Source organism: Streptomyces sp. NPDC048331 (assembly GCF_043201215.1).
Lineage (GTDB): Bacteria > Actinomycetota > Actinomycetes > Streptomycetales > Streptomycetaceae > Streptomyces.
In genome coordinates this window covers 65051-77797 of record NZ_JBICYT010000014.1, presented here as the reverse complement: position 1 = coordinate 77797, position 12747 = coordinate 65051, and the positions used below count along the sequence as shown (strand labels likewise).

Below are 12747 nucleotides of genomic sequence, written 5' to 3'. Positions count from 1 at the left end.
GCCGGGCACGTCGGTGCGGTCACCTCTAGGCAACCGGAAGAAGAGCGTCGCCGGACAGGTATTCATCCTCCAGGTGGCGATCGTGGTGTTGCTCGCGGCCGGGGCCCTGCTGGCCCTGGTCCTCCAATCGCGCCACGACACCGAACGCGAGGCACGCAACCGCTCGGTGTCCGTCGCGCAGACCTTCGCCCACTCCCTGGGCCTCCAGGACACCCTGAAGACGTCCGACCCGTCCAAGACGCTCCAGCCCCTCGCCGAGACCACGCGCAAGGCCGCCGGCGTGGACTTCATCGTGGTGATGGACACCAACGGCATCCGCTACAGCCACCCACAGCCCGACCGCATCGGGAAACGCTTCGTCGGCACCATCGAGCCCTCGCTCAAGGGCCAGGTCCACACCGAGAGCGTCGACGGGCCGCTCGGCAAGGAGATCCAAGCGGTGGTGCCCGTCACCGGGCCCGACGGCAAGGTCAACGCGCTGGTCTCGGCAGGCCTCACCGTCAAGAACGTCACCGGCGTCGTCGATCGCCAGCTCCCCGTCATCCTCCTGGCCATCGCCACCGGCCTGGCCCTCGCCACCGTGGGTACGGCGCTCATCAGCAGACGCCTGCGCCGGCAGACCCACGGGCTCGGCACCCAGGAGATGACCCGCATGTACGAGCACCACGACGCGGTGCTCCACGCCGTCCGCGAAGGGGTGCTGATCACCGACGGCGAAGGGCGGCTCCTGCTGGCGAACGACGAGGCCAAACGCCTGCTCGGGCTGCCCGAGGACGCCGACGGACGCGAGATCGCCGACGTGCCGGGCCTGGACCGCCGGATGGCGGACCTGCTGCTCTCCGGCCGCGAGGCCACCGACGAGGTCCTGGAGAGCGGGGACCGGCTGCTCGTGGTCAACCAGCGGCCCACCCATCCGCGCGGTCGGCCGGAAGGCGCCGCCATCACCATCCGCGACTCCACCGAGATGCAGGTCCTGACCACCCGGGCGGAGACGGCCCGCAGACGCCTCAAGCTGCTGTACGACGCGGGTGGCGACATCGGCACCAGCCTCGACGTGGTGCGGACCGCCGAGGAACTCGCCGCCGTGGCCGTCCCCCGGTTCGCGGACTTCGTCACCGTCGACCTGGCCGACCAGGTCATCGACGGCGAGGAGCCCCGCGCCGGCTCCGACATGCGGCGCACCGCGGTCAGCGGCATCCGCTCCGACCATCCGCTCTACCCCGTCGGCCGGCTGATCGACTTCCTGCCGTCGACCCCCCAGGCGCGCGGCTACGGCACCGGCCGGGCCGAGCTGGTGCCCCACCTGGCCGACGCGCCGGGCTGGCAGGCGCAGGATCCACCACGCGCCCAGGCCATCGTCGACTACGGAATCCACTCGCTCATCGCGGCCCCGCTCATGGCCCGGGGCGTCGTGCTCGGCGTGGTCAACTTCTGGCGGTCGCAGAAACAGGAACCCTTCGACGAGGACGAGCTGTCCCTGGCCGAGGAACTCGTCGCCCGGGCGGCGGTCAGCATGGACAACGCCCGCCGCTACACGCGGGAGCACGCCCTCGCCGTGACCCTCCAGCGCAGCCTGCTGCCGCGCGCCCTGCCCGAGCAGAGCGCCATGGACGTGGCACACTTCTACCTGCCCGCGCAGTCCGGGGTCGGCGGGGACTGGTTCGACGTGATCCCGCTGGCGGGCTGCCGCGTCGCCCTGGTCGTCGGCGACGTCGTCGGGCACGGCCTGCACGCCGCCGCCACCATGGGGCGCCTGCGTACGGCCGTACACAACTTCTCCTCCCTCGACCTGCCGCCCGACGAGATCCTGGCCCGCCTGGACGACCTCGTGCAGCGCATCGACCACGACGGCGAGGGTGACGACGCGAACGGCGGCGTGCTGGGCGCGACCTGCCTCTACGCCGTCTACGACCCGGTGTCCCAGCGGTGCACCATGGCACGGGCCGGCCACCTGCCACCGCTGGTGGTCGCCCCCGACGGCACGACGGAGATCGTCGAGCTGCCGGCCGGGCCCCCACTGGGGCTGGGCGGCATGCCGTTCGAGACCGCGGAGCTGGACCTCGCGGAAGGCAGCCAGCTCGTCCTCTACACGGACGGGCTGATCGAGGAGCGGACCCGCGACATCAGCGAGGGGCTGGAACTGCTGCGGGTGGCGCTCAGCCACCCCGACCGGGACCCGCACGAGAGCTGCCGCGCCGTGCTCGACATGCTGCTGCCTCCCCGGCCCACCGACGACGTCGCCCTGCTCATCGCACGGACCCGGACGCTCGGCCCGGACCGGGTGGCCCAGTGGGAGGTACCGTTCCAGCCGAGCGCCGTCGGGGCCACGCGCAACGCCGCGGCCAAGAAGCTCGACGAGTGGGGCCTGACCGACCTCGGCTTCGCCACGGAACTGATCCTCAGCGAGCTGATCACCAACGCCCTGCGGCACGGCAGCGGCCCCGTACGCGTACGCCTGCTCCACGACCACAACCTGACCTGCGAGGTGTGGGACGGCAGCAGCACCGCCCCCCACCTGCGTTACGCCGCCACCACGGACGAGGGCGGACGCGGCCTGTTCCTGGTCGCCCAGCTCAGCGAGCACTGGGGAACCCGCTACACGCCCGAGGGCAAGGTCATCTGGGCGGAGCTGGCCCTGCCCGGCGGCGCGGGCGGCACGGAGGCCGCCCTCGCCGCCTTCCTGGACGTGGACCCCATCTGAGGAGGCCCTACGAGGCCCTACGAGGTCCGGCGAGGCCTGACGACGTGCGGAGGTCGTGCGGAGGTCAGACGCCCGGCTGGACGGCCTTGAGCGCGGTCTCCAGGGCCTGCTCCGCCGGGACCGGGACGTCGGGAACGACGCCGACGCCCTCCCAGTTGCCTCCCGTGACGGTGTTGATCGTCCGGGCCGTCGGCACCGTCACGAGAACGTGCTCGGCGACCGCGTGCCGGGCCGTCGGATGGGCGCCACCCCGCGTCGTCTCACCCACCACCACGGCCCGACCCCGCGCCTGCAGGGTGTACGCCACGTCCTCGCCCCCGGAGAACGTGCTCGCGCTGGTGAGGATGTGGACCGGCCGGTCCAGGTAGCGGGGAGCGGGAAGGTGCGAGGTCGTCCAGTACTGCCGGGTGCTGTCCGAGCCCCGGTCGTAGATGTCGTTGAGGTGCACCTGGTCGTCCGCGAAGAAGTAGCTGCACCACATCGCGGCCCCCTCCGGCATCCCACCGCGGCAGCCCCGCAGGTCCAGCACGAGGGCCGAGCTGTGCGCGACCAGCTGCATCGCCGCCCCGATCGCGCTCGCGCCCTCGATGGCGCCCGCGATGAGCCGGATCTCTATGACCCCGATGTTCCCCTCCAGCTGCTCGACGCGCCGGATCCCCTGGTTCTCGGCCCGGAGCAGAGCCGAGAAGGCGGCCTGCCCGCCGTCCTCGTCCACCGGGTCCAGCGACTGCGGCTCGTCCGTCCACAGCAGTCTCAGGTGTTTGTCCGGGCACACCTCCTGAAGGTGAGCCGTCACCGCCTCGCAGAGCGCCGGCCCCTCCAGGCCCTTGTACGCACCCGCCGCGAGCCGGTCCCGGATACCGGCCTCGATGACCACGGCCTTGTCCGGGAAGACGTAACCCGTGGTGATCCGGTCCAGTGCGCGTTCGATGATCTCTTCATTGGTAGGCATGGGACGGATGCTAGGGGCCAACTCCGCAGTGATCAAAAGGGTTCACGCTCGACCCGGTCACGGTCCGGGAGTCGCGCCCGAGAGCCGGCCGGGCTCCGCGAGCAGGTCGTCGACGATCTCCATACGGATCTCCGGCAGTCGCTCCGCGATCGCCTCCACCATCATCGCGATCCCCTGCGGGTCGGGCACCGCACAGCGTTCCCGCGACTCCTCGTCGGGCCAGCGCGCGTACGCCACCCAGGTACCGTCGTCCGCCCGGTGCAGCCGGGACCCGTAACTGCCGCACCGTGCGTGGATGGCCACCGTCACCCGGTGCCAGCCCTCGGTGAACTGCCGCTCCATGCCCGGACGGAGCCGCCACCGGTAGATCACAGCGAACATGCCTGGAGTCCTCCCGCGTCAGGATGTGGATCTTTCCCGGCCACCCTACGGGCGCGTCCCGCGGGCAGGAAAACCCCGGGTCCCGCGCGGACGCGCTCGCTACGATCGCCCGGTGCACCCCGAACCCCGCCCCTGGACCCCGTACCCGAAGATCCCCTCGAACACCCGGCTGGGCGAGGCGCGCGGGCGGAACTGGGTCGCCCACGAGAAGATCCACGGCGCCAACTTCGCCGTCGTGTGCGACACCTCGGGCGCGCACCCCGCCAAGCGGCGCGAACTGCTCACGGACGGCGGCCTGGACGACTTCTTCGGCGTCGGCAGGATCTGGCCCGCGCTCGCGGTGGCGGCGACCCGCTGCGCGCAGAGCCTGCGCGAGGACACCGGAGCCCCGGCCACCGCGGTCGTCACCCTCTACGGAGAACTCGCCGGCGGCAGCTACCCCCACCCCGACGTTCCCGCCACGCCCGGAGCCGATCCCGTGCAGACCGGCGTCTGGTACGCGCCCGACCTCCTCTGGTTCCCCTTCGACGCCACCGTCACCGACGACGAGGGCCCGCGCTGGATCGGGGACCGGACACTGCGCGCGGCGGCCGCCGAGGCCGGGCTGCTCTGCGTGCCACTGCTCGCCGAAGGCCCGCTCGGGCGCCTCCAGGAGCTGCCGACGGTCTTCCCCACCCGCCTGCCCGGACTGCTTGGCCTGCCCACGCTCCCCGACAACCTCGCCGAAGGCCTCGTCGTCAAACCCGCCGACGGATCCCGCGAACCCGGGAGGCCCATGGCCAAGTTCAAGCAGCCCGCCTTCGCCGAGGACGAGCGGTTCGACGGCTCGCGCCCCTACCAGGCGCCGGCCGAGGGCGCGGCAGGAGTCCCCGGCCGGCTGCTCGCCCACGGCACCGGCCTGCTCACCCCGGCCCGGGCCGCGGCGGCCGTGAGCAAACTGGGACCCCGCACCCCGCCGGGCGACCTGGCCGGCGAGATCGCCCGCGACGCGGCCGAGGAGGTGGCGCAGGCACTGGGCGGCCTGGACCCGGCGACGTACCGCGCACTGGAGGAGTGCCTGCACGCCGGAGCCCTGACCCTGGCCCACTTCGACGCCGCCGACCGCCGCGCCTGACCCCATCGGGCGCGGGGCGGCCCGCCGGGTTCCTCCCGGGCCGACGGCCCTGTGCATACTGCTGCCATGAAGTCCCCGATCGGCTCGCGCATCCACCTGATGATCACCTTCGTCCTGGTGACCTGCGGCACGGTCGCCGGAGCCTGCCTCGGTCTGCTCCTGTCCGGCCGGCTGACGGCCGTGGTCTTCGCGGCCGTGGCCGGCCTCGGCGCCGGGTTGGGTTCCTACTTCTCCCGCCGGCAGGTCCTCGCCCTCTTCCAGCCCGACCCCGAGACCGTTCCGGCAGACGGCTACGCCGAGGGCCTCGCCGACGCCGCGCTCGTCTGCATCGCGACGTACCAGGCGGCCGTCTTCCCGCTCACCCCGGACGGGGTGAGCGAGGCCGAGCGGGCGGCGCGCCGCACGATGGCCTACCGGATCTCCGCCTACGAGGGGCTGCCCTACCCGGTGCAGACCTCCGCGGCCGCCGCCCTCGAAGCCATCGACCACGGCGCGGACCCCAAGCGGGCGGAGACCGCGATGAAGGAACTCTGCCTCACCATCTACGACAGCCGCCGCGGCCGGTGACCCGGAGCGCACCGGAGCCCTCCGGTGCGCTCACCGCATTGTCCGATCGGCTGGTCGGCAACGGTTGGGCCTCGGTCCGGTCTCCGGCAGTGGCCTGATGCGGATCATGGCGTTGTCCGGTTATGGAATCTGACGGGATGCTGTTCGCTCGGGCGCCGCTCGACGGTGTCGTCTGGCTCGACACACTGGTCCACGATCCGGCCTGCGTGTCGTGTCCGCGCCGCCGGGAGCCGGAAGAGGAGTCCGAGGAGGACGACGCCGACGGGATCCCGGTGCTGTCGGGCCGGGCCCGGAACTGGATGGTGGCCGCGTCCGCGGTCACGGTCGTCTCGGCCGTACTGACGGTGATGGCGAACTGACGACCGTCCCGACCGTCCCGACCGTTCCGACCGGCCCCTCGGCAACCGGACCCGCGGGGGCTCAACCGCCCCGGTGGAGGGTCAGCGTCCAGGTGCGGTAGGTGTGCCTGCCGGGCCGGTCGGGATGCTGTTCGGTGATGGTCACGGTGACCTCGTGACCGGAGCGGTGGAGCGCGCCGTGGTGACGCCACGCTTCCTCCGGGTCGATGGCCTGCAGTTCGGCGAGGACCTGGTCCTCCAGCCGGCGGCCCACGGCGCGCAGCACTCCGCAGTCGAGCACCAGGATGGTGCCGTCCGCGAGGACGAGCGGCTCCGGTGCCTGCGGGTCGGCAAGGGCCGGTCCGCGTTCGACGGTGCCACCGGGCAGCAGCCGTACCACCCGGCTGCCGGTCGGGATGTTGCGGTCGGTCTCGACGACCCGGATGCCGGTCCCGACCACGTAATGACCGTAGCTGCGCCAGGAGTCGTACAGGGTGCCGTCACGGTCGTAGGCCCAGGTGTCGAAGACGTCGTAGCCCTCCAGACCGAGTACGAACCGGCCACCGCCCAGCGCGGCGCCGCGTGCGCCGCGCAGTTCGGCGACCCGGCTGCCGTCCGTCAGGTCGAGGAGCACGGCCGGCCCCAGATGGCCCCAGGGCGTGTACGCGAGCGAGTCCGTCGTGACGAGGACCCGGCCGCCGGAGATGTGGGCGGCGTTGGGAACACCGGAACAGAGCGCGGTCCAACGGGTACGACCCGAGTCGTCCACACAGCTGATCTTCCCGGCGGTGCCGTGGATGCGCAGATCCTGCCGCCGGGCGAGCGGCCGGCCGACGGGCCGGTCCGGACCGTCCGGCGGCAGACCGGCCCCGCGCCCCCGCGCCCGCACCGTGACCCGCCACGCGTCGCCCGCCGGGCCGTTCTCCTCCGATGTCCCCATGGACCCAGATGCTAAGGGCTGGCCCGCCGAGCGGGCCGGGTGCGTAACCGTGGTCGATCCGACGACACACCGTCACCAAGCTGTGAAGCTTCTACGGGACGCTGGTGCTCAGCCAGCCCGGCCCAGCCCGGCGCGCTCCGCGCGCTTTCCCCAGGGGGGACCACCATCATGAGCACCGTACGCAAGGCAGCCGTCGCTCTCGCCGCCGTATCCGCACTGGCCCTGACGGCGTGTGGACCCACCGAGGACGGCGCGGCGGGCGGGCCCGGTACACCGAGCGCGAGCCCGACCGCGAGTTCCGGCGGCAGCGCGACCGCGACCCCGGCCCCGAGCGCGACGCCGTCGAAGTCCGCCGCGCCGAAGAAGCCCGTGACCCCCACGAAGCCGCCGAAGTCGGGCTCGACCGACCCCGACTACGACGTCTTCCCCTGCAGCACGTTCGACGTGACCTTCACCGCGAGCCTGGCCGAGCCCACGACCAGCAGCTACCTGCTGAAGATCACCAACAAGGGCACCAAGGCCTGCCGGGCGCTCGGGCATCCGATCGTCACCTTCGGCGACCTGGACGGCCAGGCCACGGAGCGGGGCGCCGCCCCCGGCATCGAGGACGCACTGCGCCTGGAGCCGGGCCAGTCGGCCTACGCCGGGCTCATGGGCGGTGCCCATGACGGCAAGGGCAAGACCGTCAACTCGATCGCGCTGACCATGAACACCGAGTCCGACCTGGCGCAGACGCCGCTGAAGGCATCCACCCCCGGCCTGTACGTCTCGCCCACCAAGAACTCCGTGACCGCCTGGATGAACAACGCGGAGGACGCACTGAGCCTGTAGGCCGGCGGGCCGTCGCCGTCATCCGGCCGGCCGGTCATCCGGTCGGCCGAGCAACGGAGGACGGCCGCGCCCCACCGCGTCAGGCTGTGGACAAGGACCGTCACCACCGCACAGACGAGGACCGAGCCCATGTCCCACAGCCGACGTATCAGCACCATCGTGGGCGTCGCAGCACTGCTGCTGACGGCAAGCGCCTGCTCGGGCCTGGGCCGGAGCACCGTCGGCATGCTGACCTTCCGCGGGCACGACTCGCCGGTCGAGCTGAGCTACTCCAACACGCTCGTCGTCGGTTGCCACAAGATCGGCATCCCGAAGGGCGCCACGCACGTGGAGAACAACACCCTCGTCGATGTCGTCCTGTACCGGACGCCGGACTGCCAGAAGACCGACAAGGCCGACGGGATCTACGTCGCGACCACCCTCTCGAACGTCACGGCCCCCGTGAGCCTGCCCTGGCGCAGCTTCAGCGTCATCCACTGACGCCCTGACGCCCTGACGCCCTGACGCCCTGACGCCCTGATGCCCTGACACCGCGCCCTCCGGCCCGTCGCTTGCGGGCGGGCGGGCTCTGTTCCATAGTCCGAGGTATGGACGAGCGCGAGGCGGCGCTCCGACAGGCGCACGGTCATGCCGTCCGCTGGCTGGCCAGTCTGTCCGACCGCCCGGTTCCCGCCCGCGCCACGGTCGACGAGATCGTGCGCGCGCTCGGTGCCGAGCTGCCCGACGCGCCGAGCACGCCCGCCGATGTCGTCGACCTGATGGCCACGGCCTGTGAGCCGGGGCTCACCGCATTCCCCAGCGGCCGCTTCTACGGATTCGTGGTCGGCGGCACCGAGCCGGCCGCGCTCGCCGCCGACTGGCTCGTCAGCGCCTGGGACCAGAACTGCGTGATGCGCGCGGTCTCGCCCGCGTACACGGCGGCGGAGGAGATCTCCGGCGCCTGGCTGCTCGACCTGCTCGGCCTCCCGCCCGACAGCGCCGTCGGCTTCACCACCGGCGCCACCATGGCGAACTTCACCTGCCTCGCCGCCGGGCGCGACACGGTGCTGCGGCGGGCCGGACGGAACGTGGCCCAGGACGGACTCGCCGGCGGACCGCCCGTACGCGTCGTCGCGGGCCGGGACCGCCACATGGCCATCGACCTGGCCCTGCGCTACCTCGGACTCGGCCGGCCCGAACTCGTCGAGGCCGACGCGCAAGGACGCATGGACCCCGAGGCGCTACGCCGGACCCTGGCGGCGCGTGGCCCCGTTCCCGGTCCCGTCCCCGCCCCCACGATCGTGATCCTGCAAGCCGGTGACATCCACTCCGGCGCCTTCGACCCCCTCCCCGAGACGATCCGCGCCGCCCGCGAGTCCGACGCCTGGGTACACGTGGACGGCGCCTTCGGCCTGTGGGCGGCCGCCTCCCCGACCTACGCCCACCTCACCGAAGGCTGCGCCGGGGCGGACTCCTGGGCCACGGACGCCCACAAGACCCTGAACGTCCCCTACGACTGCGGCCTCGCCCTCGTCCGCGACGCCGCCGCGCTCCGGTCGGCGATGGGACTGCAGGGCGACTACCTCATCCAGCACGAACACGGCGACCCCATCGACAAGGTCCCCGAACTCTCCCGCCGCGGACGCGCCTTCACCGTATGGGCCGTCCTCCGGTCCCTCGGCCGCCAGGGCGTGGCCGACCTCGTCGACCGGCTGTGCCGACACGCCCGCGCCTTCGCCACCGGCATCGACGCCATCGACGGCGCGACCGTCCTCAACGACGTGGTCTTCACCCAGGTCTGCGCCGAGTTCGGCGACGACGACCGAACCGACCGGGTGCTGGCCCGCCTCCTCGACGAGGGCGCGGCCTGGATCAGCGGCTCCACCTGGCACGGCCGCCGCGTCATGCGGATCTCGGTGAGCAACTGGTCGACGACCGACGAGGACGTGTCACACACCCTGGACGCGATCCGCCGGGCCTCCGACGGCACATGAGGACAGGTCAGAGTTCCTCGCCTCCGTCGGTCGCGATGTCCTGCGCGATGTTGAACTCCGGACCGTGCTCCGCGCGCAGGGCCTCGAACCACTTCGTGGTCCGTGCGCCCGCGTACGTGACCATCCCCGGCGACACCCCGAGCCGGAAGCCGCCGAGGAGCGGTTCGCCCTCCGGCGTGCGGGGGAGCAGGTCCAGGGGGGACGGGCTGTTCGACGCGTACACCACGTAGTCGCCGAAGACCGCCAGCGGATGCAGACCGGTCCGCCGCGCCGACGTGAGCATCTTGCGGTGCATGTTGATCCGGGCCCGCGCGGTGACGGCGGCCCGGATGTCGGGGCGCCAGGTCGGGCGCTGCGGCACCGGCCACGGATGCTCGCCGAGCATCGCCAGACCGTCCTTGGCGGTCGCCTCGATCGCGCCGAGCACGACCGCCGCCCCCGGATCGGTCCGGTGCCGGCGGGTCATGGCGTCCAGGAACTCCTTGCCGGTGAGGCCCGGGCCCATGCCGAGGTCGGCCATGGTGGCCATGTAGCCGTCCCGCAGCCGCTCGTACCAGGGGTCGAGGTAAGGGGCGCTCCTGGTACGGACGTACGCCTCCATCGGGTGGACCGCGAAGCCCAGCTCCACCGCGTAGGCCACGGTGGGGGTGGTGTACCAGGCCGGGCCCGTCGGCGGTCGCCCGTGCGATGTGAACGGGGAGGGCAGGCGCTCGTCGAGAGGGATGCGGGACAGGTCCACCAGCCAACTGCCGGGCAGCGCTTTGTCGAAGCCCGGCCGGACGACGTGCACGGGGGCGTCGAGCCCCAGGCCGAGCCGACTCGCCGCCGCGGCCGGCACCAGGTTCACCCGGATGCCCACCACGTGGGACGATCGGAGCTCGGCGTCGGTCGGCGGCCGCGACCACGCGTGCGCCTCCTCCATCAGCACCTGGTCCGGAGTGCGCCGGTGGCCGGACCGGTGAAGGCCTGCGAGCACCGGGTGCCCGTCCGGGGCCTCGCACGGCGCGCAGTCCACCGCGTCCGTGAGCGCCCCGGGGTTGGGGCCGGTCACCCAGGCCCCGGTCCGTTTGTCCCGCACCGCGCGGGTCGGCGGGCGCAGCGCGGTCATCAGGGACAGCCCCGTGACTCCAGGAGAGCCGCTCGGGGTGATGACGCGCTCGGCGTAGACGCCGAGCACGCGGGCGGCCTCGGCGGGCGGGAGTTGCGCGGTCGCGCCCCAGTGGTGGGGGTCGAGTGCCCCCCAGGGCAGTACGCACAACCGGACGCATCGCCGCCGGCCCCCCGGAGCGGTCCGGTACAACCGGGCCCAGGGGCCGAAGCCGCTCCGGGTCGGCTGCCAGCCCGCCCGCCGAAGCCGGACGAGGACCTCGTGGCCGTCCGGAAGGGACCACCGGGGGCCGTCGCCGGGACCGCGCGGAAGCTCGAACCGTTCGGCGGCGGCCGGGGTGAGGGCGAGCAGCGGATCGGCGTCCGTGCCGTAGCGGTGCAGCCGCGCCGCGCCGAGCCCGGACCGGGTCAGCGTCCATTCCAGGAGCTCGTCGAGCGTCGTCGCGGGGGAGTGCAGCACGCGGCCGCCCGTGCAGTACGCACGTACCGTGCCGCCCTCGGCGTCGACGACGGCCAGCGGCCCGTTCTCGAAGGGCCGTGGTCGCGGGGTGGCGGGCCCGGCGGCCCGGTTGTGCAGACGGATCCGGGTGGCGACGGCGTTCTGGGCGAACTGCTGCGGTTCGGCGCTGCCACGTCGGGACATCCGGCGCCGGACGGTCCGCCAGGCGTCCTCCAGGCTCAACTCCGCTCCCGCGCCGGCCGAGCCGTGCTCCAACAGGGAGATCAGCTCGCCGGTGAACTCCGGGAACGGAGCACCCGGCGGAACGAAGGAGCGCCGCGTCGCGGGAGCCGACGTCAGGACGCAGTCCCCGTGGTCGTCCCCGTCCGCCGCTTCCCAGCCGGCGGCCCGATGCCCATCGGGGTGCGCGGTCTCGTCCAAAGCGTGGGCGAGTTCCACGCGGGTCGGGACATCGGCGCCGGACATCGCACCCGCCAGGCCGCTGTAACAGCAGTCCAGCACCGTCACCCGGTGCCGCGCCCGGTACCCGGCCTGGCGCACCACGTCGCGCAACGTCCGGTACTGCAGCGTCCCGATCTGCGGGTGATCGGCATCCGCCTCGGCCAGTGCCAGGTACAGCTTCTCGTCGCGGTCGCGCAGCCCGTGCCCGGCGAAGTAGACGAGGAGCGTCTCCGTGGCCCCCAGGGCGGCGTCCCGCACCGCGCCCAGTATCCGGGAGACAGGGGCGTCCGCGCCCAGCACCGTGACGTGCGCCGCGGGCAGGCCCCAGACCGACGGGTCCCGCAGCAGCTCGGCGAGGCGCCGGGCCCCCGCGGCGGCCGCGGGCAGCTGCTCCAGGTCCGGATGGGCGTAGCCGTCGACCCCGATCAGTACGGCCCGGCTGGCGGTCGGGTCAGGAACCGGCACCGGGGGATTCCCGCGGGGCGTCGGGCGAGGGAACCGGGTCGGCCTGCCCGCCCGCCAAGGCGCGCGCGACGCGGGCCGCGTCCTGCGCCGTGCCGTCCTCGACGACGACACGGACACCGTCGTACTCGACCACCAGGCGCGCCTCGGAGCGCAGCCGGGGCGGCAACGAGGCGCGGAACGTCCGGTGCGCGTACACCAGCGCCGTGGCGGAGAACCCGGAAGAGACCGCGAGATTGATCCACTCGACCAGATCGCCCGACATCGCGCCGCTCGGGGCCGTCGCACGGACCCGCCGAACGGTCGCGCACCGGGACACCTCCCGGTCCTGCGTCAGCCAGTCGGCGAAATCGCCGGTGAGCCCGGCGGTTCCGGCCGCAGCCGGCGCCCCGTCACCGGGTTCGATCCGTACGCGTATGCCAGCCATCCCTGATTCCCCCGCTCCCCGGCACGTCCCACCGCCCTGCCGGCAACGGCACG

The 12747-nt window shown here is 73.1% G+C and carries 12 protein-coding genes; 7 read left to right on the top strand and 5 right to left on the bottom strand.

The features are described 5' to 3' along the window. Positions 1-13 precede the first annotated feature (13 nt). A complete protein-coding gene (locus tag ACGFYY_RS21290; RefSeq protein ID WP_393711326.1) occupies positions 14-2701 on the top strand; it encodes a SpoIIE family protein phosphatase in 2688 nt (895 codons plus the stop codon). A 64-nt stretch (positions 2702-2765) separates the two neighbouring features. Here the strand turns inward: ACGFYY_RS21290 and ACGFYY_RS21285 are convergent, their stop codons facing one another. Both ACGFYY_RS21285 and ACGFYY_RS21280 read right to left on the bottom strand, forming a co-directional pair. Beyond that, positions 2766-3653, bottom strand: coding sequence for a S41 family peptidase (locus tag ACGFYY_RS21285; RefSeq protein ID WP_393711324.1), 888 nt, complete (start codon positions 3651-3653; stop codon positions 2766-2768). A gap of 57 nt (positions 3654-3710) precedes the next feature. Next, positions 3711-4034 carry a hypothetical protein gene (locus ACGFYY_RS21280; protein ID WP_365268781.1) on the bottom strand — a complete coding sequence of 108 codons (324 nt, stop codon included), beginning with the start codon at positions 4032-4034 and terminating at the stop codon, positions 3711-3713. A 112-nt stretch (positions 4035-4146) separates the two neighbouring features. Here ACGFYY_RS21280 and ACGFYY_RS21275 point away from each other — a divergent pair, with 112 nt between their 5' ends. The 3 genes from ACGFYY_RS21275 (at position 4147) to ACGFYY_RS21265 (ending at position 6074) form a co-directional block, all read left to right on the top strand. Further along, positions 4147-5148 (top strand): RNA ligase family protein, encoded by a 1002-nt coding sequence (locus ACGFYY_RS21275; protein ID WP_393711322.1) that lies wholly within the window; start codon positions 4147-4149, stop codon positions 5146-5148. A gap of 66 nt (positions 5149-5214) precedes the next feature. After that, the gene (locus tag ACGFYY_RS21270) at positions 5215-5715 is read left to right on the top strand and encodes a hypothetical protein (protein WP_393711320.1); all 501 of its coding nucleotides are present in this window, start codon (positions 5215-5217) and stop codon (positions 5713-5715) included. A gap of 137 nt (positions 5716-5852) precedes the next feature. Beyond that, positions 5853-6074 carry a hypothetical protein gene (locus ACGFYY_RS21265; protein WP_393711318.1) on the top strand — a complete coding sequence of 74 codons (222 nt, stop codon included), beginning with the start codon at positions 5853-5855 and terminating at the stop codon, positions 6072-6074. A 61-nt stretch (positions 6075-6135) separates the two neighbouring features. Here ACGFYY_RS21265 and ACGFYY_RS21260 read toward each other — a convergent pair whose 3' ends face one another. Beyond that, positions 6136-6993, bottom strand: a complete 858-nt coding sequence (locus ACGFYY_RS21260; RefSeq protein ID WP_393711316.1) for a hypothetical protein — start codon at positions 6991-6993, stop codon at positions 6136-6138. Between the two features lie 168 nt (positions 6994-7161). On the opposite strand from ACGFYY_RS21260, the gene ACGFYY_RS21255 reads away from it, so the two are divergent. The 3 genes from ACGFYY_RS21255 (at position 7162) to ACGFYY_RS21245 (ending at position 9797) form a co-directional block, all read left to right on the top strand. Next, a complete protein-coding gene (locus ACGFYY_RS21255) occupies positions 7162-7824 on the top strand; it encodes a DUF4232 domain-containing protein (RefSeq protein WP_393711314.1) in 663 nt (220 codons plus the stop codon). 129 nt (positions 7825-7953) lie between these two features. Beyond that, a complete protein-coding gene (locus ACGFYY_RS21250; protein ID WP_030762898.1) occupies positions 7954-8304 on the top strand; it encodes a hypothetical protein in 351 nt (116 codons plus the stop codon). Positions 8305-8411: 107 nt separating this feature from the next. After that, positions 8412-9797, top strand: a complete 1386-nt coding sequence (locus ACGFYY_RS21245; RefSeq protein ID WP_393711312.1) for a pyridoxal phosphate-dependent decarboxylase family protein — start codon at positions 8412-8414, stop codon at positions 9795-9797. Between the two features lie 7 nt (positions 9798-9804). Here ACGFYY_RS21245 and tap read toward each other — a convergent pair whose 3' ends face one another. Together tap and ACGFYY_RS21235 are read right to left on the bottom strand one after the other, a co-directional pair. Then, positions 9805-12270 carry a telomere-associated protein Tap gene (gene tap, locus ACGFYY_RS21240; protein WP_393711310.1) on the bottom strand — a complete coding sequence of 822 codons (2466 nt, stop codon included), beginning with the start codon at positions 12268-12270 and terminating at the stop codon, positions 9805-9807. After that, positions 12257-12694 carry a hypothetical protein gene (locus ACGFYY_RS21235; protein ID WP_393711308.1) on the bottom strand — a complete coding sequence of 146 codons (438 nt, stop codon included), beginning with the start codon at positions 12692-12694 and terminating at the stop codon, positions 12257-12259. The genes tap and ACGFYY_RS21235 overlap by 14 nt, the downstream gene beginning before the upstream one ends. Between the last annotated feature and the right edge of the window lie 53 nt (positions 12695-12747).